The organism is Clostridium folliculivorans (genome assembly GCF_024341905.1).
GTDB classification, from domain to species: domain Bacteria; phylum Bacillota; class Clostridia; order Clostridiales; family Clostridiaceae; genus Clostridium_AR; species Clostridium_AR folliculivorans.
In genome coordinates this window covers 37493-60912 of sequence record NZ_BQXY01000014.1, presented here as the reverse complement: position 1 = coordinate 60912, position 23420 = coordinate 37493, and the positions used below count along the sequence as shown (strand labels likewise).

20 protein-coding genes are annotated in these 23420 nt (G+C 31.5%); 3 read left to right on the top strand and 17 right to left on the bottom strand.

Annotated features, from left to right (window positions below; genetic code table 11):
- Nucleotides 1-133 precede the first annotated feature (133 nt).
- Entirely contained in the window at nt 134-1015 is an 882-nt protein-coding gene (locus OCU55_RS22480; RefSeq protein ID WP_261854529.1) for a radical SAM/SPASM domain-containing protein, read from the top strand.
- A gap of 55 nt (nt 1016-1070) precedes the next feature.
- On the opposite strand, the gene OCU55_RS22475 is transcribed toward OCU55_RS22480, so the two are convergent.
- The 6 genes from OCU55_RS22475 to OCU55_RS22450 all read right to left on the bottom strand — a co-directional run bounded on the left by OCU55_RS22475 (nt 1071) and on the right by OCU55_RS22450 (nt 9609).
- Nucleotides 1071-1376, bottom strand: a complete 306-nt coding sequence (locus OCU55_RS22475) for a hypothetical protein (protein WP_261854528.1) — start codon at nt 1374-1376, stop codon at nt 1071-1073.
- Nucleotides 1377-1599: 223 nt separating this feature from the next.
- Entirely contained in the window at nt 1600-2976 is a 1377-nt protein-coding gene (locus OCU55_RS22470; RefSeq protein WP_261854527.1) for an amino acid permease, read from the bottom strand.
- A 497-nt stretch (nt 2977-3473) separates the two neighbouring features.
- Entirely contained in the window at nt 3474-3626 is a 153-nt protein-coding gene (locus OCU55_RS22465) for a hypothetical protein (protein ID WP_261854526.1), read from the bottom strand.
- 63 nt (nt 3627-3689) lie between these two features.
- Nucleotides 3690-4766 carry a diguanylate cyclase gene (locus OCU55_RS22460; RefSeq protein ID WP_261854525.1) on the bottom strand — a complete coding sequence of 359 codons (1077 nt, stop codon included), beginning with the start codon at nt 4764-4766 and terminating at the stop codon, nt 3690-3692.
- A 221-nt stretch (nt 4767-4987) separates the two neighbouring features.
- Complete coding sequence (locus OCU55_RS22455) at nt 4988-7261, bottom strand: glycoside hydrolase family 65 protein (protein WP_261854524.1); 2274 nt, start codon at nt 7259-7261, stop codon at nt 4988-4990.
- A gap of 38 nt (nt 7262-7299) precedes the next feature.
- A complete protein-coding gene (locus OCU55_RS22450) occupies nt 7300-9609 on the bottom strand; it encodes a glycoside hydrolase family 65 protein (RefSeq protein ID WP_261854523.1) in 2310 nt (769 codons plus the stop codon).
- A 385-nt stretch (nt 9610-9994) separates the two neighbouring features.
- Here OCU55_RS22450 and OCU55_RS22445 point away from each other — a divergent pair, with 385 nt between their 5' ends.
- Nucleotides 9995-11260, top strand: a complete 1266-nt coding sequence (locus OCU55_RS22445; RefSeq protein ID WP_261854522.1) for a response regulator transcription factor — start codon at nt 9995-9997, stop codon at nt 11258-11260.
- A 95-nt stretch (nt 11261-11355) separates the two neighbouring features.
- Here OCU55_RS22445 and OCU55_RS22440 read toward each other — a convergent pair whose 3' ends face one another.
- From OCU55_RS22440 to OCU55_RS22430, 3 genes are all read right to left on the bottom strand, one after another.
- Nucleotides 11356-12240 (bottom strand): carbohydrate ABC transporter permease, encoded by an 885-nt coding sequence (locus OCU55_RS22440; RefSeq protein WP_261854521.1) that lies wholly within the window; start codon nt 12238-12240, stop codon nt 11356-11358.
- Nucleotides 12241-12254: 14 nt separating this feature from the next.
- Nucleotides 12255-13169 (bottom strand): carbohydrate ABC transporter permease, encoded by a 915-nt coding sequence (locus tag OCU55_RS22435; RefSeq protein ID WP_261854520.1) that lies wholly within the window; start codon nt 13167-13169, stop codon nt 12255-12257.
- A gap of 211 nt (nt 13170-13380) precedes the next feature.
- On the bottom strand, nt 13381-14778 hold the full coding sequence (locus OCU55_RS22430) for an ABC transporter substrate-binding protein (RefSeq protein WP_261854519.1): 1398 nt from the start codon (nt 14776-14778) through the stop codon (nt 13381-13383).
- Nucleotides 14779-14963: 185 nt separating this feature from the next.
- Here OCU55_RS22430 and OCU55_RS22425 point away from each other — a divergent pair, with 185 nt between their 5' ends.
- The gene (locus OCU55_RS22425; protein ID WP_261854518.1) at nt 14964-15932 is read left to right on the top strand and encodes a hypothetical protein; all 969 of its coding nucleotides are present in this window, start codon (nt 14964-14966) and stop codon (nt 15930-15932) included.
- Between the two features lie 63 nt (nt 15933-15995).
- Here the strand turns inward: OCU55_RS22425 and OCU55_RS22420 are convergent, their stop codons facing one another.
- The 8 genes from OCU55_RS22420 to OCU55_RS22385 form a co-directional block, all read right to left on the bottom strand.
- The gene (locus OCU55_RS22420) at nt 15996-17747 is read right to left on the bottom strand and encodes a cache domain-containing sensor histidine kinase (protein ID WP_261854517.1); all 1752 of its coding nucleotides are present in this window, start codon (nt 17745-17747) and stop codon (nt 15996-15998) included.
- Between the two features lie 227 nt (nt 17748-17974).
- Nucleotides 17975-18574 carry a nitroreductase family protein gene (locus OCU55_RS22415; protein WP_261854516.1) on the bottom strand — a complete coding sequence of 200 codons (600 nt, stop codon included), beginning with the start codon at nt 18572-18574 and terminating at the stop codon, nt 17975-17977.
- 203 nt (nt 18575-18777) lie between these two features.
- Nucleotides 18778-19191 (bottom strand): acyl-CoA thioesterase, encoded by a 414-nt coding sequence (locus tag OCU55_RS22410; RefSeq protein ID WP_261854515.1) that lies wholly within the window; start codon nt 19189-19191, stop codon nt 18778-18780.
- A gap of 182 nt (nt 19192-19373) precedes the next feature.
- Nucleotides 19374-20228 (bottom strand): patatin-like phospholipase family protein, encoded by an 855-nt coding sequence (locus OCU55_RS22405; protein WP_261854514.1) that lies wholly within the window; start codon nt 20226-20228, stop codon nt 19374-19376.
- Between the two features lie 263 nt (nt 20229-20491).
- Nucleotides 20492-20983, bottom strand: coding sequence for a hypothetical protein (locus OCU55_RS22400; RefSeq protein WP_261854513.1), 492 nt, complete (start codon nt 20981-20983; stop codon nt 20492-20494).
- 103 nt (nt 20984-21086) lie between these two features.
- Nucleotides 21087-22415 (bottom strand): PTS cellobiose transporter subunit IIC, encoded by a 1329-nt coding sequence (celB, locus tag OCU55_RS22395; protein WP_261854512.1) that lies wholly within the window; start codon nt 22413-22415, stop codon nt 21087-21089.
- A 61-nt stretch (nt 22416-22476) separates the two neighbouring features.
- Complete coding sequence (locus OCU55_RS22390) at nt 22477-22785, bottom strand: PTS sugar transporter subunit IIB (protein ID WP_261854511.1); 309 nt, start codon at nt 22783-22785, stop codon at nt 22477-22479.
- A gap of 95 nt (nt 22786-22880) precedes the next feature.
- Nucleotides 22881-23213 carry a PTS lactose/cellobiose transporter subunit IIA gene (locus tag OCU55_RS22385; RefSeq protein ID WP_427847086.1) on the bottom strand — a complete coding sequence of 111 codons (333 nt, stop codon included), beginning with the start codon at nt 23211-23213 and terminating at the stop codon, nt 22881-22883.
- Nucleotides 23214-23420: the final 207 nt, after the last annotated feature.

Below are 23420 nucleotides of genomic sequence, written 5' to 3'. Positions count from 1 at the left end.
CTGTTCAGCAGAATAGATATACCATTTCCATGATTTTAAAAACGTACTACTTTAATGCTAAATCTATCTTTAGATCTCATTATTTTGGAACATACATAAATTCCCTACTCAATTACACATAGGAGATTACATAATGAAAAAATTCAAGAAAATATATATCGAAATCACTAATGTATGCAATCTATCTTGTGAATTTTGTCCACAGACAAAAAGAAAATCAGAAACTATTACTGTGGATAAGTTCAGCGAAGTTCTGGATAAAATCAAAGGGCATGGTGATCACATATACCTTCATGTAAAAGGTGAACCTTTGCTTCACCCTCAGTTAGAACATTTGTTAGATGTGAGTTATTCAAAAGGTTTTAAGGTTAATATAACTACCAATGGAACTTTGATTAATAAAGTAAGAGAAAAGATAATTAACAAGCCTTCCTTAAGACAAATTAACTTTTCATTACATAGTTTTGATGGAAATGAAAACTCTAATGACAAGTATTCTTATGTAAATGATATATTATCTTTTACAAAGGAAGCTATAGAGAGGTCAAGCCTAAATGTATCCTTAAGACTTTGGAATCTAACTGAAGATAATACTATAAACCTAAAAAATAAAAGAAATAATTATATATTAGAAATGATAGAAGACTTTTTTTCACTAGACTATAAGATAGAGGAAAAAGTAATTACTGCTAGAGGCATAAAGCTTAGAGAACGAGTTTATCTAAATCAAGGCTCTGAATTTAAGTGGCCAGATACAAAGCTAGAAGATGAAGACACTGTTGGTTTTTGCCATGGTCTTAGAAATCAAATAGCCATATTAGTTGATGGCACTGTGGTTCCTTGTTGCTTAGATGGTGAAGGAGTAATAAATCTCGGAAATATATATGATGAGAGTTCTCTTAACGATATAGTAGAAGGCGAGCGAGCATTAAGTATATTTAACGGTTTTTCTAATAGGCAGGTAAAAGAAGAGCTTTGTAGAAAGTGTGATTATAGAAGACGTTTTAGTAAATAATTTAAAGAGCATTCAGTTTTATTTCACAATAAAACCGGATGCTCTTTATTTCACTTCATTTGTTCTTCATACTAAATAACACTTTAAATTCTCTAATCAAAGAATATATCGATACCACTATGATCAATATTATGCCAAATAGTTTTGATACTCTGTATAGGAAGGTAGATATTATTATAGCCATTCCGATAAGAGCAGGAGGTATAGCAATTTCATTTATAAATTTATCTTTTTCCTCTATGTCTTCTGCAGTTATATTATCATTTACCTTTGAAAAACTTTTGTTCCCCATCCCAACTAGATAACTTAGTAAAAGTAGTACGAATCCTACTGCGATCAGAATATATTCATATCCCTCCATCTACACTCCTCCAACTACATTGATAAATAACACTGTATAACTATAACTTAATTAAGAATCAACTTTATCACGGTTATACTTCTGATCTTATATATCCTCCTACAAACCTGAATTATATTTTATTATATGTTTATTACAGGACTAATATATATTGATTAGAATTATATTAACCTACAAAAAAAGCCAATGAATTCAACAAATGATTCCATTAGCTTTTTCTATATTATTCATTTTGTAATAAACTATGTTTTCTTCCGTAAGTAAAGTAAATTATAAGCCCTATTATAAGCCATACTGCAAAACCAATCCATGTTTTAGCCTGTAGTCTTGAAAGAAGATATAGACAGCATATTACAGTTATTATTGGTGTAAACGGAACACCTGGACATGTAAATATTCTGTTAAAGTTAGGCATTCTCTTTCTAAGTACTATTACGCTTAAAGATACCACTATAAATCCTAATAGAGTTCCTATGCTTAAAAATTGAACTATTATATCAAGTGGTAAAAATCCTGCTATAATAGCAGCGACAGTACCTGTTATTATAGTAGATAAATATGGTGTTTTGTAAACTGGATGAACCTTCGAGAATAACTTAGGTAAAAGTCCATCTCTAGACATAACCATGAAAACTCTTACTTGACCATAAAGCACTGCTAAAAGTGTAGATATCATACCTATAACTGCACCAGTTCCAACTAACGCTGATCCCCAGTTAATACCCACTCTAGCTAACGCACCTGGTACTGCATTTTCAGAAATTATTTCCTTGAAAGGAACCATTCCTGTAAGTACAGCTGCCACTGAGATGTAAAGTATACTTACTACAACAAGACACATTATTAAGCCCAAAGGTATATCTCGTTTTGGATTTTCTGCTTCTTCCGCTGCAGTTGAAATAGCATCAAACCCTATGTATGAGAAGAAAATAGTAGCCGTACCAGCAAATATTCCTTTAAGCCCATACGGATTAAAAGGTTTATAGTTGGCTACATTTATATGAGTAACTCCTAATGCAACAAATAGAATTATTATACATATCTTAATTCCAACCATTAGGTTGTTTATTTTTGCACTTTCTTGCATTCCATAACACAAGAGTGCTGTTATTAAAACAATTATAAGTACAGCAGGCAAGTCTATTATTCCACCTTTACTTGGTGAAGCCGCTAAAGCTTTAGGTATATTTATCCCTAGATTAGCTAATATTCCTTGGAAGGTTCCTGACCATCCTGAGGCAACCGCACTACAAGCAACTAGATATTCAGCAGTTAAACACCACCCTATAATCATAGCTACTATTTCTCCAAAAGTAATATATGCATAAGAATATGTACTTCCAGCTACAGGAAACATAGTTGCAAGTTCTGAATAGCTAAGCCCACATAGACATGCTACTATTGCAGCTATAACGAATGATATAATTACCGCAGGTCCAGCAAGATGAGCGCCTTCTCCAGTAGCTACAAATATACCAACTCCCACAACAGCTCCAATTCCTAATGCAGCTATATCCCTAGCCTTTAAATTCTTTTTAAGACCGGTCTTTACTGCTCCCTCAAGCATCTGCTCTGCTGTCTTTTTCTTGAAAATATTCATTAAAATCCTCCTTAATAGGCCCCAAAACAAATAATTTATTAATAAACAATAACATTTACTGAAAATATGTCATCTCGTTAATATATTATATAGCAAATTATAAATATTTCAAATTATATTCCTTTTATTTAACAAGGTTTTTATTACATATCATCATTTTTCGCTAATTTCCCCTAAATTTCTTATATAAATTAGAAAATAGTTAATTTTATATGTTACCCAATACAAATAAATAATATTTATATGTTTCAATTTAACAATTTATTATTTAAATGACATTTTAATTTGTTATTTTTCAATAATATATCGGCTTGATTTATACTAATCAATTAACAATTTTATGCTTTATATAATATAGGATATTTTATTATTGTGAAATGTACATTAAATATATTCATAATAATTGCTAAAAAAAATCATGCATTTATAGAATTTAATAAAATGTATATTATATGAAGATCATTTTAAAATCCTATCGTATGCATGATTTTTATTAATTAGAATTTCTTAGCCATTATTATAGCTTCTGCAAAAGGTTCATCTATATTTTTTATTTCTTTTAGATGTCCTTGGAATATCTCTACTGGGTTTTTAGTTGGTTTTGACTCATTAATATTATTGCTATTACGCTTCATATTGTTATCCTTCATCATAAAATTCTCCTTTTCTAAAGAATATCTATATATTAACTTTTTTTGTTTAAACTATACTATCTATATATAAGATACCTTGTTTTTCCCGGTTTTTTTAGATTGATATAGAGCTTGATCTGCTAATTCATAAAGTCTTCTTATGTCTTCTGTACTCTCAGGAAAACTAGCTACTCCTATAGATACAGTAACGTAAAGCTGATGCTCATTTGATAAAACAAAACTATGATTCTCAATATTAGTTCTTATCTTTTCAGCTATTTTTATGGCATTATCCTTACCACAATCAAGAAGTATAGCTGTAAATTCTTCTCCTCCATTCCTGGATATAACATCAAAAGATCTACTACTATCCTTTAGTATAATAGCAACCTCCTTTAAAACTATATCTCCATTATTATGTCCATAAGTATCATTAACACTTTTAAAATTGTCTATATCTATTACTGTTAAAGAAAGCCTCTCATCTTTATCCACAGCGTTGGCTGCAATGTGTTTTAATGTTTTATGAAACTGTCTTACATTGTTAACCCCTGTAAGAAAATCTTGAGATGACTCCTTCACTAACCTTATATATAAATTATTCAATGTAACGCAATATTCTAAATAGCTGAAGGTTATTGCCGACACAACAACAGATGATATTATATACACACTTAAAATAAACTTAAAATCTTGTCTATAAAAGTACTTTATTATTAGCACTATACTTGAGGCTATAGTATTGAATAAGGTACAATAAACCCATTTTTGCCAGGTTCTAAGTCTATTACTCGCTATAAACCAACAGCCTGTGCCAGTAATTATAGTTAATATTACACCGTACATTGCTACAGGATTAATACCAAAATATATGATTCTAAAAACAGCAGTCATAATACTACATAAATATATTGATACTCCTCCACCATATATAGCAGAAATCATTATAGCTATGTTTCTGAAGTCAATAACTGAGCCATCATATATTGTGAAACCAAAATACATTAATGCAATAGATAGAAACCCTGTAACAAACCCAAAAATTAATTGATGAGTATACTGATTTGGTTTTAAATGATCATGCCCATTTCGCAATTGTGTGCCTAAGCTTATGGCACTTATCAGTATTGAAAGGTTTATAATTAATTCTTTGATCACATCAAAACCTCCTCTCACTCTTAAGTAACTGATTATAGCATTTATAAAAGTTTCATTTTATTATTTGAATACATGCACTTATTTATGTATTTTTGATCCTAGACCATAAGTTTGGTAAATTAATGAGTAATTTTATTATTAAATCTCAAAAATAAGAATACACAATTAGATAAGACAAAAAAACCGTCTAAAGGCAATATACCTACCTTTAGACAGTTTTTTTAATAAGTAATTTCTATCATTTGACCTGGTTTACATATAAGCTTATTACCACTTATAATAAATTCATTGCATTTTTTGTTTATATCGTCTGCTTTAATTGTTATTTGACTTTTTGTAATATTTACAGAGTACTTTTGTCCATAATGTACTACTCTAAACCTTAGCGAAGTCCAACTTTCTGGTAATTTAGGATTTATAGTTATCTTTCCTTCTCTGGTTTTAACTCCTCCAAAACCTAAAACTGCAGTCATCCAAGCTCCACCATTGGATGCAGGATGAGTTCCTCCAATATAAAGAGTTCCAACATATTGTTTAGAATCTCCTGTTAAATCAATTGTTGCTGTCTTTAGGAAATACTTATATGCCCAATCAACTTTACCGAGCTCAGCAGCTAGAAGTGCATAAACACAGGCGCTTAAGCTAGATCCGTGCTCAGTCTGAGGCTCATAATACTCCCAGTTACTCCTCTTAACCTCCTCTGGGTATCTGTCCTTAAACAAATTTAAAGCCAATACAACATCTGCTTGCTTAAGTATTTTAGTAGTTGTAGCTAATCCGTTACCACCACCTAAATACTCATTTGGGTTTATAATTCTCTCTTTTAATTTTTCAAGGCTTACATCTTCTAATCGCTCATATCCATCAAATTGTTCTATTATATTTGTTTCATTATCAGGACTAGGAATATATAACTTTTCAAACATGTCTTTAAACTTATCTATTTCTTTTTCAAAATTAATTACTAAATTTAAATTTATATATTCTTTTTCATATTTAGTCTTTAGCAGCTTAATAGATGATAAAGCCGCCTCTAAGGTATACTTAACCATTATGCTTGTATAAGCATTGTTATTTACTCTCTCGTGATATTCATCTGGACCAGTTACATCTAATATCTCATATCTGTTTTTATCCATATTAAAATAAGCGTAAGAATAGAAGAACTTAGCACATTCAATTATTGTTTCTGCCCCACCTTCAACAAGGAGACTTTCATCTCCTGTAGCAAGATAATATTGCCACATAGCATACGCAACATCTGCGCTTATATGAACTTGCTTATCTCTAAAATAAGTTCTCATCGGCCTTCCAGTAAATACATCTGTAACATTAAAATAAGTACAGGCATCATCTCCAGTATCCTGGCTTTCCCAAGCATAAAATGCCCCTCTATATCCGTAATCAGCTGCTTTTCTTCTGGCACCATCTAATGTATTGCATCTATACTTTAATAAATTTCTAGCTATTTCAGGTTTCGTATTTAAGAAAAATGGCAACATGAATATTTCTGTGTCCCAAAATATCGCACCTTTATAAACTTGACCTGAGAGGCCTCTTGCTGGTATTGAGCTTTTATCTGTATGAGTTGGTGCAATAATCATCAAATGATATATACTGTATCTAAGTGCTAATTGAGAATAGTCGTCTCCTCCAATCTCCACATCAACGTCATTCCATCTCTGTTCCCATAATTCCTTATTTACTTCTAATAATTTATCATACCCAAGATTAACTGCAGCCATATTTGACTTAATAGCTGCACTAACACAATCTTCAACTTCATCTCTGTCTTTAAATACAGATACATACTTTGCAAAGGTATATTCTTTATCAGCTTCAATATTTGATGTTATTTCTCTAAATGAATTGTAGCTATTGCTATTATACACTTCATTACCAAAACCAATTTCAATTCTTTCTGCTACTGCCAAAGAATTTTTATTTTCATTAGTAATTGCATGTAGTATGCAATTATCCTCATGCTGATATGTTTCTACTTTTATAAGATGAGGTCCATTTATATCCCATACCTGCCCATCAATTCCTGTTTCAATTAGTATATCGCATGGTTCTGATGCCTTAAATGAATACTTCATACATATAAGATGCAGGTTATATAAGCTTAGGAACCTTTCAGCCTTTACCTCAACCTTTATTCCACTACTAGTGATAAACTTGGTATATCTTCTATGGGTTGAACTTTTTATATTAAGCTCTTGTTCATGATATTCTATATCACTGCTAAGAACACTAAGTGATTCTCCATTGCAATATATTCTTGTAAACAATCCGTTTGGTGCGTTGACTGGTTCTCTCCATTTGTCGCCCACCTTATCATATAAATCAGATAAATTACAGGCAACTAATTGCTCCTTTGAGAATTCCTCCATTGTGCCACGGTAGCCCATATACCCGTTTCCAATAAGAAATTTATTACCATTGAGTTCAATCTTATCCCTATCAAATCCACTTTCTTTTATCAACCACTCCACAATATCACCTTCCTATAAATATCCTAGTAAAATTTACTTTAACCTCTTGCACCCACAGGAATCTCCAGCGCTATTCCTTCCTTACCTATTTCATAAGCTCTTCCATATACATTAATATTAATTTTAGTCCCTTCAAGCACTTTTACTTTCACATCTGTTTTATTTATAAAAACCTCTACAACATTTCCTTTGTACAATATCCTAAAAGAGTAACTATTCCAGGATCTTGGTATAGATGGATTAAGATCTATCATGTCACCATCAGATTTCAAACCGCCAAAGCCGTATACAATATTTACCCATGCTGCTGCAATCGAAGTAGTATGCAAGCCTTCGTTAGTGTTTCTATTATAGTTATCTAAATCCATTCTTGTTGCAAAGTTAAAAAAGTTGAAAGCTTCCTCATGCTTATTAAGTTCTGATGCAAATATTGAGTGTATTGATGGTGAAAGTGATGATTCGTGTATACATCTTGGTTCGTAGTACTCATAATTCACTTTTTTACTTTTCTTTGAAAACTCACTTCTAAAAAGAAACATAAACATAAGTACATCTGGCTGTTTGATCATGTCATTCCTATAAATCCTGTCATAAGACCAATTGTTATATAGGGGAAATTCCTCCACAGGAATACTGTCAATGTCCACATGTGGAAGATTAAAATATCCTTCATGCTGCTCATATATCCCTGTTTCTTTATCTAAACTTATCTTCATCCTGTTTGCCATGTTTGACCAGGTTTTAAGCTCGTCATCTAATAAATTGACTTTTTCTACTAAGCTTGATATCATATCAGGACAATTACTCTTCATATCTTTTATCACGTCAATGGTATATTCAAAGGTTTTCTTAGCCATATAATTGGTGTAACAGTTATTGTTGACCATCATCTGGAACTCATCTGGACCCATAACACCGAAATATCCGAACTCTCCTCTCTGTCCACTCCAATCGCCTCTAGTTGCCAAGTACCTACATATCTGTACTAACATCTCACAGCCCTTATCATATAAAAACTCTTTATCGTCTGTAAGCTTAACATAGTGAAATACTCCATAAGCTACAGCAGTGCTTGGCTGCATTTGAAGACTTGCATGTTGCCATAAAGAGCAAGCTTCTTTTCCATTTAGCGTTGCTATAGGATAACAAGCTCCATCGCAGTCTAGCTGCTTAGCTCTTTCTATTGCCATAGGCAAAGTATTGTATCTATACTCTAGTAAATTTTTAGCTGCTCTAGGATTATTGAAAATATAAAATGGTAGACAGTATGTCTCTGTATCCCAGAAAGTATGTCCATTATAAGCCTCTCCAGTTAACCCCTTTGCTCCAATGTTAAGCGAAGGATCTTCTCCGTGATAAGTTTGATGCATTTGGAAAATACAATACCTTATACCTTGTTGATTATCCATATCCCCATCTACTGTTATGTCAAATTTATCCCAAACCTTTGTCCAATAATCTATGTGCTTTTCCTTTTCTTTGTCGTAGCATATACTATGAAAATTATTTACTAATTTAGATGCTGCTTTGATGACTTCATCTGCTCCCATCTCTTTTCTTTTTTCTACGTAATTAAATACAACTTTATCTATTTTCGTTTCAATCCCTTGTGTTCCATTTATGATAAGCTCATATCCTATAAAATCTTCATTTTCTACAACTTTACTTTCATGAGTGTTATCCAATGATATATTAGAAGCTGATAATACCTTTTGCTCAGTGAAAGAAGTTTTACCAAGTATATATATATAATCCTCTAGGGCTTCTCTCTCAATAGTTGTCCAGTATTTCTTTGATGTAGATTTTTGAAGTACATCAAAATCAAGCCCCATGACAACCTTTACTTCACCATCAAAGTTTAGTGGTTTAATAGCAATTCTTTGACATCCATATCTCGGACTACCCATGCTAACAAATCTCTCAAAATCAAGTTTTATATGCTTTCCACCATTTGTCTTCCATATAAAACTACGATTTAAGATTCCAGTTCTTAAATCAAGGGTTCTTTTATATTCATCAAATTCACTTGATGATAAATCTAATATTTCATCATCAACATAAATTCTTGTATATAACCAGTTGACAGAATTAATCATAAAATGAGTATCTCTTACTATTCCTTTATAATGTAAAGCTGCTGCTTCCTTAGTTTCTTCATATACTCCATTAAAATAAGATCCTATGAATTCACCTTTTTTATAGCCTTCCTCAAAATATCCCCTTACCCCCATGTACTCATTACCTAAGGAAAAAATTGATTCTGATACATTGCATCTCTCTGAATCAAACCCTTCTTCGATTATCCTCCACGGATCTAACTTCAAGTACTTATCTGCATATTTTTGCATTTTCACTACTCCTCCTATATTGAATCCTATACTTATAAAAACCTTACTTCACTTATTAGTTATATTGATGTACCGATTCTTAATAAAATTGAGTTATGTTCAAGAATATTGTTTAAATTAAGTGGTTATGTAAAAGCTCATTAAAGCATCGGATGCGTGACCACTTAATTTAATCACAGTGTTTTACCAGTATCCAATTATGATTAAATTATAGTTTTTATAGATATCTGAGTATAGGCTGTAATTCTGCTAAATAGTTTCTAATAATGCTGAGTTTAATCATAACTAGTGAATTCTTATTAATGATTTGTTAGAATATATTTGAGATAGTGTTTTTTTGAGTGTATACGTTTTAATAATCCAGTAAGTAAGGGGTGGGGTTACTATGTATTCAATGTTGATTTTAGATGATGAGTATATTGTCAGATATGGAATTAGAGAAACAATTGATTGGAACGAATACTCCATTGAGATAGTTGCAGATGCCGATAATGGAAAAACAGGTTTAGAATTGGCTCTTAAGTTTAATCCTGATATCATAATAACTGATATCAGAATGCCTGAGTGGGATGGTCTAGAGTTTTTAAAGGCCATAAAAGCTTCTAATATAGACTGTATAGTTATTATTTTAAGTGGCTATGAAGAGTTTGAATATGTTCGTACAGCACTTCACAGCGGAGCCTTTGCGTATTTATTAAAACCTATTGATAATAATGAACTTATTAAAACCGTTTTGGATGGAATTAAAGAGTTGGACAAGAGACGCAATAAGCAAAAACAATATTCATTATTAGAAAGTGAACTTCCAAATGTGAAACAACTATTTTTAAACAACCTCATTACTGGCAAGCTCGCTGATTTAGATGCAATAAAAGAAAAAATCAAACTATATGGTATTGATATATCCCCAACAAATAACTATGTACTGTTCTTAACAGTTAATTCAAGTGATGATATTCTTAAATCTTCAGATAAAGATACCATTAGCTTAATTCGCAACACCTTGACTAGCCTAATCTCCAAGTATTTAAATGATGGTAATATTAGTTACGTTTATACTGAAACTTCTGATTTAAAATGGACCATAATTTTAAGTCACCCACATATTGAGAACGCAGTTAAGTCAATAAAAAATGCTGCTAAAAAAATCATTTATGAATTTGAACAGATTACAACACTTACCTGCTGTGTAGGAATAAGTAATGTATGCAAAGATTTATCCATTATACACAACGCCTGTGATGAAGCTGAAAAGGCTGTAAATAATAATATGTTCACTGATATAAATCGTATATTAAGTATTGATGGAATAGAAAACAATATGTCTTCACGGAAGATTAATGAAGCTATAAAATATATAACAGCAAACTATAATAAGGACATTTCAGTAGATGATGTGGCAAACGCATTGTATATAAGTCCTTCTTATCTAATGCATCTGTTAAAGGACAATATAGGTAAAACCTTCAACGAATGTCTAAAGGAAGCTCGAATAAATGCTGCTAAAGAGTTGTTGGTCAATCCAAAATATAAGGTTTATGAGGTATGCTATAAAGTTGGATATAATGATATAAAATACTTTAGCCAAGTATTCAAACGTTCTACCGGAATGACTCCTAGCGAATATTCAAAAAAGGCTCATGTTTTCTAACATACTGTAAATATGTAAAAACACAGACCTTCTTCAGTTATAGGTTGTTTGACTAAAGAAGGTCTGTGTTCCCTGACTCTATTTAAAATATTAAACTATTCCTTTATGCTACCTTCCATCGCTCCTGCCGTAATCTGCTTTTGGAAAAGTATAAATAAAATTATAGGTGGTATTATTGCCAAGGTAATACACATCATAAGCTGATCTGGTGTCATCTTTCCACCTTGACGAGCGACAAATAACTTAACCATAACAGTGAAACTACTATCCTTCTTTAAAACTAAGTACGGAAGAAGGAAATCAGACCAAGCAGCATTAACTGCATACATACCTATAACCATATTTATAGCTTTACTTAATGGAGCTACTATTTTGAAAAATATCTGAAAATCCGAACATCCATCTAGCCTTGCAGCTTCAATAAGGGATGTTGGAATTGACTTAAAAAATGTAATATACAGTATAACGTAAAAAGCATTTGCTCCTGCCACGAACCATAGTGGTGTGATTTGATTGTTTAAATGCAATGCTACTATATTCTTAAATACTGGAACTAAACTAGTAGTTGCCGGTATCATTAAACTTATCATCACTAATGCATGAACAACTTTACTACCTCTTGGTTTGATTATGGCAATTACATAAGCAAGCAACCCATTAAACACTATTGCACAAACTACACTACCTACTACAGCTATTAAAGAGTTCTTGTAATACTTTATAAAATCAAGCTTATTCCAAGTTTCAGCCAATCTTTCTGGATGGAATTGATCTGGCCAAAAAGTTGGTGGTTGTCTAAAAAACTCTTCTTGTGATTTAAAGCTTGATAGCATTACCCATAGTGGTGGCACAATGGAAGCTATCACTATAACAAAGCATACTATGATCATAATAAGATATGCCATTTTTACTGGTTTTCGCTTTAGATCAAAGGTAGTTATAGCACCATAGCTTTTATTACTTATTTTCGATTTAAACATTTGGCCTCTCCTTTCTATTCCTCACTATTTCTGTTAAGAAGATTGTATACACAAGTTAGTGCTATAAGTATTATAGCGATAATAACACTTAATGCTGTTGCTTGAGCTATCTTCATATCTTGGAATGCATACTTGTAATTTAACTGCATTAGAGAAATAGAAGCATTATTAGGTCCTCCACCTGTCATTACCATAGGTTCATACAATACTTGGAAAACAGCTATAATTTGAAGTATAAATAAAGTTTTACAAGTACTGAATAGTCCTGGAATAGTTATATAGAAAATCCTTTGCCATATTCCTGCACCATCCATAGCTGCAGCTTCATAGTGTTCTTGATTTAAGCCTTGTAATCTTGCAAGGTAAACTAGAGCAGTTGATCCTGCACCCTTCCAAGTCATCGTAATTACTATTAAAAGAATAGTCCACTTTGGGTCCTCTAGCCACTTATGTGGTTCTACTCCGAATTTACTTAGAAAAACATTTAATATACCATTCCCTCCTGGGGTCATAATTAAAGACCACATCATAACAGTAGCTACCCCTGGAACAACGTTAGGAAAATACATCCCAACTCTAAATAATGATTTAAAATACACAACTTCATTTAATAAAATTGCCATTATTATAGGAACTAAAAATCCAACTACTAAAGACCAAAAAATATAAACAAAAGTATTGCTTAGTGCCTTCATAAACACTGGATCTTGAAATACATTTATGTAGTTTTTAAATCCTACAAAAGCTACAGGATTAAATCCCTGTGTGCTATAAAATGATAGTTTAAGACTTTGAAGAATAGGTACCCATACGAAAAAAGCAAATAACACCAATGATGGAATCATTATCATCCATCCTGATATATCTTTTCGCCATACATTTTTGCCGATTTTTCTACTTTTTATTGGTGTTTGTGTAGCAAGTTTCATGGCATCATCGACTCCTTTCTTTATTCTTTATAATTAAAAGGCTGCATATCACTTTCTTGATAGCTAAAGATGAACAATCTTTCTGACTAAATATTTCAAAACTCTGGGGGGTTAAACCAAGATGATTTGAATAAAGATTTTAAATAATATAATTGTTCATCTTTATATCTTACTAGTGCTTTATACAGCCTTATTTAGTACATGGAATAAATTATTTCTTATTTATATTTGTATCTAGCTTTTGTTGGAAATTGCTATTAGCTTTATCCATAAGAGCTTGAACATTTGCATCTTTATTAGTTAATACCGCCTGAATAACTGGATATAATTCAGCATACATATCTTGAGTAAGATTTGGTTCTTCAGTATGAAGAGTTTTTGGTACATTACTGAAGTAATCCTTAAATAAGTTGTAGTTTATATTTTCATTAGCTTTTCTTATTTCTTCAACCTTATCTAGGTAATCTTTATTTGTCCAAACTTGGAATGATGGAATAACTGGAATGTTATTTTTCTTACGATAATCTGCATCATCCTTAAGTCCCTTTTCTGTATCAGCGTTAAGAACTGGTGCCTTACCCATTATTTCTATGAACTTAAGAGCTCCATCTATTTCATCCTTTGAAGCTGTTGAAGAGAACATATAAGGAGTACCACCCATTAATGAGTATTGTCCGCCAGGACCTGCTGGGAATGGTACTAAAGCTAAATCGTCTTTACTTAAACCATAATCTTTAGTTGGAACATTTACACCATCTTGTGCTGCAAAGTACATTGCTGCATTGCTAGTACCTATCGCTTGCATACCTGATGTCCAATCTTGAAGAATTTCATCAGTTACTGCGTTATATTTCCACTTTAAATCCTTTACATATTGCATAGCTGCTACTGCTTCTTTAGAGTTTAGGTTAGATTTCCACTTTCCATTCTCTTCTACTTGAAGCTTTGCTCCAAATGCCCATGCTATATTTGAGAAATGCCATCCACCAGAATTATCTTTTGATAATAATACAATTCCTGCTTTTCCTGTCTTCTGCTTAATTGTTGCAGCTGTTTGAGCTAATTCATCCATAGTCTTTGGATACTTAGGTATATCTCCGTCCATTAATCCTGCTTGTTTGAATAATTTTATGTTAACATACAAACCTAAAGCATATCCATCACGTGGAATTCCGTATGTCTTTCCATCTTTAGATAATAGATCTTTTATCTTTGGATCCATTGAATCTAACCATTTATTTGTTTTTAACTCATCAGTGATATCTGCTACATATTTGTTTGCTATTAACTTTTGTGGCTCTGTATACCAAGTTTCAAATACTGTTGGTAGTTGTCCACTTTCTGCTAAAGGAACAAAGCTTTCTACACTATATTTATAGTGTGCAGGTTCAATAGTTATCCAATTATACTTTTTCTCACACTCTGCTTTGTATTTATTGAATAATGCAACCTGCTCGGCATCAGTATCCTCTGGCCACATACCAATCTTTACTGTAACCTTCTTGTGTCCATCAGCTGCAGCTGGCTTATCTTCTTGCTTATTACATGCTGTCAAAGATGTAACTGCTAAAATAGCAGATATAAGTATTAGTGCTAAACGTTTTCTCATAACATTACCTCCTTAAATATTTCACATCCCTCTTACAATTAAAAGTATACAAGATTCCCAAAAATGAAAACAGGCTATAATCATGCTAAATAGTTTGTTAATCTGCACATATTTTACATACAACATTGAAAAGGTTACCACGTACATATATAATTTAAATTAAGCTAGTTTTGTGGGGTGATTTGATGTCTGCAAAAACACGTATAATATTTCAATCAGTAGCAATTGTTATATTATCTATTATTTTAATAATGTTTATTGGATATAAAAAAATGCAAAATGTACTTCTTCAGAATCGTATTCAGTCTTATGTGGAAACCATGAAAATACAATCGCAAAATATAGATTACTTTAGAAAACTTATTGAAAACATTACCGATTATTCAATTAATTCTCCTCAAGTTACTGATTCACTTAAGGATACTTCATATAATGCTATTGTAACTAATAGTTTATCTGACTTGAGATCTATAAACTTAGATATAATTGGTTCTACAATCTATTCTTCTAATGGACTTAGATACGAAAGTAATAGTAATTATAACTTTCCATCCTTTGATTCATTTTCTAAAACAAAAGAATACAATAATTTTATTAAGACCTCTAAAAATTCAATGTGGATGCTGTGTTCAGATGATATTCCTAAATACAGATACACTAACTCAAAAAGTACTAACGTAGTATCATATATCTCTAAGATATATGATGTTTCTTCTTCCTTAGGAATAGTTATCGTAAATATAACCACAGGTTCATTTATGGATTACTTTTCTTATGATGTATTTGATTCTAAGTTTTCCCTTTCAGTATACACCCCTGGAACTGAACCAATATACGAATATGGTGAACAAGCCCTAATACCACCAAAAGAAGCAGAACTTATGAACATTCTTTCTTCCGGAAAGAATTATGCTCTCAGCAAAGATAAAACCAAATTAATAATCGTAGAAAATTTACTGGATAAAGACACATATGTTATAAAAACTATCTCCTTAGATAACTTCTACAAAGAAACCGGTAAGCTGAAAGCTTCTTTTGTATTGATAGGTATTGTATTACTTATGACACTTATATTGCTTTATAGCAGATTTGTAAATAATATATTAAACCCGATAATATCTCTTCATGATAAAATGATTCAATATCATGATTAACACTCTATAATAAAAACCTCACTGAAGCGACTTTTCAGTGAGGTTTTTTTGTGAATCTACATTTTACTGTTTTTCTCTTCTTGCTACTCTTATGATAACAGTAGTCCCTTTATTAGGTTGGCTTAATATACTAATGCCGTACTTACTCCCATATTCTAATTTTATCCTCTCATCTACATTCTTCAACCCGTAACCCCCAGATTTACTTTTATCCAAGTTATCGAATTCATCAAGCATTTTAGGATCAAATCCTTTACCATTATCTATAACTTCAAAAATTAACATGTTATCATACTTCATTCCATTGATTTCTATCCTACCATTTTCCTTCTTACCTCTAACTCCATGCTTTAATGCATTTTCAACTATAGGTTGAATGGTGAGTTTAAGAATATATTCATCAAGAATGTCATCAGGGATATTATATGAAATCTGAAGCTCATTAGGAAATCTCATCTGCTCTATAACAACAAAGCTTTGTATTAAACTTATTTCTTCGCTTATTGTTATATACTTTTCTCCCTTATGCAAACTCATTCTGAAAAACCTTGAAAGAGCCATAGTGATTTTTTCAATATCAGGTTCTTTTTTTATTTTAGCCATCCAAACAATAGTGTCTAAAGTATTATATAAAAAATGCGGATTTATCTGAGCTTGCATTGCAGCTAATTCTAATTCTCTCTGCTTTTCCTTTTCTTCATTGTTTTTAACAATAAGCTCATCTATTCTTTCTACCATATCCACATAAGCCTTTTCAAGCTCAAAGAATTCATCATGTACCTTAGCTTCTTTAGCTATTCCAATACTTTGTTTTCCTCCTTTAAAGCCTTTCATAGCAGCTTGCAATCTTCTTAAAGGTTTTAATATATATGCAACGGTTAAAAACGAAAGCGCTATAGCAATTACTGCACTTACTGTTGATATAATCCATACGTTATAACTTATTTGCCTAGTTATCATATCAATGTTTTCTTCTTTTATATAAGTGAGAATATACCAGTTAAATCCTATATCTTTGAGTTGTTTGTCGAAGGCCGTATTGGCAACTACCATCTTCTCTCCCTTAAAATCTATATGATTCAATTTTTTATCCACGATAGAACTAAACTTATAGTCGTATATAGTTTCGCCTATACTTTCACTATCCATTGAAGACATTATTTTCCCTTCACTGTTTACAATCATAGAGAAACTATTATTAACAAGTAAATGATTATATATTTTAATAAGGTTATTAGACTTTACATAAGTTACTAAATATCCATTTATTCTTCCAGTATCTAAATTTCTAAACTTGCGGCCAATCATTATATACGCTTGTCCGTTTTTATCTTTAACTACTCCATCACTATATGTTATTTTCCCCGAATCATCAATCTTATCAAGAAAATTCTTATCAGGTAATGACAACTTTTCATCGTCAGCCATCCTGTAGCTCTTTCCTTCTTTTGTTATTATAACTACATCTGCAATATTATCATATTCTTTCATCTGGGATAGTAGCTGTTCCTTTATTCGCCTTTGTTTTTCTTCATACGTTATTGAATCATCATTTATTATTTGATTATAGACTTGTCTAGATAAAAGCCTCACCGAAGCCATATTTACATCATTTATTACCAGGTCCATACTTTGACAAAGTTCGCTTTGAGCAGAATATAAATAAGCGGTTAAATCACTGTATATTATCCTATTAGAGTAAAAATTCATTACTGCAGAAATTATTATAGTTACAACCATTAAGGTTATAGCTGTAATCCTAAAAAAACTATTATATAAGCTTCCTTTTTTTAAAATGAATTTCCTTTTTAACATTTTAACTCCTCACTAGAGCGTTTCTCTACACATTTTAATCTATTTCAAAAACGTTTACACATAATTAATAAATCTTCAAATAATATAACTAACTATATCGGATTGAAGGGTTTCATCTTTATCTATATTATATGGTTAATGTAATATGCTGTAAATACATAAAAAGTTGCTGAAGCGACGCTCCTAAAGAATAAAAAAACACCTACTTAGGTGTTTTTTTCTCTCCATCATTTAAAAACCTTAATTCTTTCATCTATTGGCATAAAACTCTTTTCTGTTGGAATATGTAGTGGTTTTCCAAAAGGCATCTGTGCTATTAGTTTCCATTCATCAGGTATATTCCAAGTTTTTTTTACTTCATCATCAATCAAGGGATTATAATGTTGAAGTGAAGCCCCTAACCCTTCTATTTCTAGCGAAGTCCAAATTATATACTGAAGAATACCTGAAGATTGCTCTGACCAGATAGGAAAATTATCTTTGTATAATGCAAACTGTTCTTGTAATCCCTTAACAACTGCTTGATCTTCAAAATACAATATAGTCCCGTGGCCATTACTGAAAGAATCTATCTTTTCTTCAGTTTGTGCAAAACTTTCTTCAGGTACTACTTTTCTTAAAGCTTCCTTGGTAATCTCCCATAACTTTGTATGATGCTTATCCAGTAGCAATACCGCTCTACAACTTTGTGAGTTAAAAGAAGTTGGAGCACATTTAACTGCTTCCTCCACCATATGGGCAATTCTTTCATCTGGTATTGTAGATTCATTACTAATTGCATAGATTGATCTTCTGCTCTTAATAGCAGTATAAAAATCAATAATCATTTTCTTCCTCCTATTTTGAATTGCTTATTAAAAATTACTTTAATAACTGATTATTACGTTAGTATTTTTAACCTTCATCAAAGGCTTTATGTATCCTAGTAGTTTTTGAAAAAATAAAACTCTTACTTTTATCAGTAAGAGTTATAAACTTATTATTCTATTTTACAGAGCTTTTATTAGCATATATGAGCCTAATGACTAGCCTATAATAAACCGTGTATCCTATCCCATATATCTAAATTGTTCTTTTTTAAATTAATTATTTTGAAGTCCTTATTAACAAATGCATGAATTGTTTTTCCTCTAGCTAATGTAATATTATCATCATCTCTTATCACTTCATATGAAAATACAACCTTAGCTCCATTCAGTTCTTCTACCCAAGTTTTAATTGTGACTTCATCCTCATACTTGGCTCCAACCATATATCTACAGCTACTTTCTACTAAAGGCATCATTATGCCGTTATTCTCCATATCACTATAGCTAATTCCCGATTCTTTTATAAACTCTGTTCTTCCAACTTCAAACCACGCATAATAATTTGAGTGATGAACTATACCCATCTGATCAGTTTCTACATATCTTACTTTAATTTTTGTTTCACTTATATTCATACATATCTCCCTGTACAGTTAAAAAATTGCTGAAGAGACTTTCTTCAGTATAAAATTTATATTTTCAAAGACTCATCTCATAACCCAGCAGAGTTTTAAAAATAGATTTTGGATTGAAGTAGTACACTTCAATTCATAGATTTCATTGAGGTGTATAGTTTCCTAAAGAATATAAAATATCTCTATAACCATTCCTTCAGTCTCTCATAATTCTTTTTTGCATCTTCATATCCTAAATCATAAAGTCTATACAACTTCTCAGGTCTTTTTTCTAATCTATCAACTTGTAGATCCTCACTTGGTCTTAGTATGAATACATTTCCTTCCTTCTCCATATCACCAGCTAAATCTAAAGTCTTATTATAGACATCGTGTCTATTTACCATGGCCTTTGATAAGCCCTTGTATTTAGAATACACTCTATCTACAACCCACTTCCTCTTGAAGGCTTCTTTTCTATATCCATCAGGTCTTGTTAATATTATCACATGCTTTTTATTACCATCATTGATAGATTTCTTTAACGGTATTGGATCAGATATGCCTCCATCCAATAGATTATAATCATTATATCTGACCACTGGCGCAACAAACGGAAGACTGCTAGATGCACGTATAACTTTTAGAATCTCATTATTGTCATTAAAACACTGATTTTTTTCCACATAAAATGGTTCTCCAGTTACGCAATCAGTTGCTCCTATTACAAATTTTTGTTCGGAATTGAAAAAAGTATCGTAATCGAAAGGATCTAATTCATTTGGTATTTTATTATAAACGAAATCTATTCCAAATAAACTTCTCTCTTTTATCATATTTCTATAGCTCAAATATCTATGATCTTTTACATATCCGATATTAATTCTTTTGTTTCTCTCGAACTGTTTAGAAATATATGATGCTGCATTGCATGCGCCTGCCGAAACCCCTATTATGTATGGAAAGTGTAAAGACTTTTCCAGGAAGAAATCTAGTATACCAGCTGTATATACTCCCCTTAAGCCGCCTCCTTCAAGTACTAATCCTATATCTTTCATCATATCACCTTCTAATTTTTATATTTACCTTATTATACTAAATTGTTTCAATTTATAATAGTAAAAATTATATATACAAAGGTGACTGTGATAAAACCATTTAATAAATAGTTTTATCACAGCCACCTTTTTGGGTTAATAATTTATTCTAACTTTCCTAAAGTAAAAGGAAAATTTATTTTCTAACTTTTAATTACTCTTTAAAATATAGTTTCAGCCCTATTAAGTTTACATATCAACTATAATAGCACCACACTCCGAATTTAAAACTTAAGATATTTAAGTGGGCTAACTCCATCTCTTGCTTTAAGAAGATCCCCTCTTACTGCCATCATATAAAATCCTACAGTGAATAGAATTACAAATGGTCCAAGTAAATTACTTATAAATACTGCTATTAGAAGTGTATGAGTAGCATAATTATAAACATTCATAAATGCAAGATTAATATGCTTAAATTTATTATATGCAAAAAATATTCCGCTAAGAAATAATGCTGCAAAAGCAACTCCTAAAGTTGCATAAAGAACAATTCCAATTAAAGTAGGTATATCTAGAGTTTTATAATATAGTATAAACACATCAAAATTACCGTAAATAACTGATTTGAAACCTTTCATTAATGTATAAAGTATGAGTCCTGCGATTGAAACAATTAAATCAAATCTTAATATTTTTCCAAAAGATTCACCTTTTAAAGTATGGTATAAATGAGGTTTAAATAGACTTATTTTTAATTCATTTAGAAGATTCAAGATCAAAACCCCTTTCAGATTTATTAGTATATTTATATGTACATAGGTGGTTACAAGTATGTAACCACCTATATTTTATATTATATACTATATTGTCCTTTTATTATACAGTTGCATTTTCTGCTGAATTGTAAGCTTTTTCTTCTTCGAAGTATTGCTTATCAACAGTTCTGATGAATGGATAGTAGCAAAGGAACGCTACAGCTAATTCTACTATTTGTAGTAATGCTCCTCTAACACCAGCTATTAAGAATCCACCGAATACTGCAGGAGTTGTCCAAGGAATTATAACTCCTGAAGGTCTTGGAACTAATCCAGTAGAGATTGCTAAATAACAAACTACTGCAAGAATCATTGGTGTTAAGATGAATGGTATCATCATTATTGGGTTAAGAACTATTGGAAGACCAAATGTTATAGGTTCATTGATGTTGAATAAACCAGGAAGTATAGCTAGTCTACCAAGTTTCTTACATTGTTCTGACTTACAAAGGAATACCATTGTTAAACATAATGCTAATGTAGAACCAGATCCACCTAATTGTAAGTATATTTCTTGGAATTGTTGAGTAATAACGTGTGGTAATGCACCGCCAGCCTTAAATGCTGTTAAGTTATCTGCTGATAATGAAAGCCAGATTGGTGACATAACTGAACCAACAACGTTAGCACCATGAATACCAAATACCCAGAATAATCCTATGAATAGGTTGGCAATAAGTGTTGCACCTAAACTATCTCCTAATGAAGTTAATGGAGCTTGAAGTATCTTGTAGATGAATCCATGTACTGTGTGGTATGAAGTAAATGTGAATAAAAGTCTAACGATATCGAAGCAAGCTATTACCATGAAAGCTGGTATAAGTGCTGAGAACGCTTTAGATACAGTTGGAGGAACTCCTTCTGGCATCTTAATAACCCATCCTCTAACGTTTACAAATCTTATTATTTCAGTAGTAAAGATTGCTGTAAACATACCAACGAATAATCCTTTTGATCCAAGCCATTCCATTGGTATAACACCAGTTATATCATAAACTACTTTTGAATCTGCAGGAGTAAATGTTGTAGCAAATGGTGTAAGTATAAAGAATGCTACAAGTGCTATTGCACCACTGCTAATTCCTTCCAATTCATAGTGAAGTGATAAGCTGTTTGCTATACCGTACACTACGAAGATTGTCATTATTGACATTGTTGCATCAAAAGGAATTGTAAAGAATGTTTTCCAGTTAGCTCCGAAGATGCTAGCCATGAAGTCTAAGAATCCTTGAATTGGGAAGTTTGCCACTAAAAGTGACATTGCACCGATGATTAGTAATGGCATTGCAAGCATGAAACCATCACGGATTGCTAATAAATATCTGTTACCAGAGATTTTAGCAGCTACGGGCATAAGCTTTTCTTCTAATAAGTCCATAGGTTTTGACATAATTTTTATCTCCTTTCAAATTTAAAAATATATAATGAAAAAATTTCAAGCTATTTAATAATTATTTCTTTATAAGTGCTATTGCTTTTTCTAGAACCTTTTGACCATTCATCATACCATAGTCTTGAGGTGCTATTACATCTATTGGAACATTATGCTCATCGCATATTTTCTTAGCTCTTGCAAGAGCAAATCTTATTTGAGGTCCTAACAATACTACATCAGCTTCTGGAACATATTTAGCCATTTGAGCTTCAGAGTAAGCATTTATCTTAGCTTCTATGCCTTGAGCTTTTGCTGCTGCCTCCATTTTAGTAACTAATAAACTTGTTGACATACCTGCTGAACAAAATAAAACGATATTATACATAATAAATTCCTCCTAATAAATTAAGTTTTTTATTTCAACTTGAATGTTTTTATCTTTTTTTATCTCTAAAACAAACCCTTATTTATTTTATGTTCTTAAGCTTTTGATGCTTGGTCAAGTAATGGTTGCATCTGTCTTCTTAACTCAATGATTTGAAGTATAAGATTTTTTTCTGTTATCGCAGTCATTAAATGATCTTGACTGTGAACAAACAATGCTGTTATTTCAATCTTTTCTCCTTGAGCTTCTTTGTATAAAAGTGAAGTTTGTGAATCATGAGCACGTCCTATTGCTTCGTCTGCAAGTTCTATAGAGGAAGAGGCTCCTTGAAAATCTCCACTATTAGCTTTCTCTAGTGCTTCATGAGCGTAAGCTCTAGCATCACCAGCGTTGATGATAATCCCCATTATAATTTCTTCCATATTCATCGTCCTGTCCCCCTTTAGGTGAGTAAGTTATTTTATTTTTTTCTTATGCCATATATTATAGCAAGAGTCGTGCCAAAACTCTAAAAACACCTAAACAAAAGGGTTTCAGTAAATGTTTACATTGTGTTTTGATTAAAATCATTAGTGTTTCGTATAAAAAACAGTAGTGTTTCGATAATAAATACAGTGTTTTTTTTTCTAGAAATA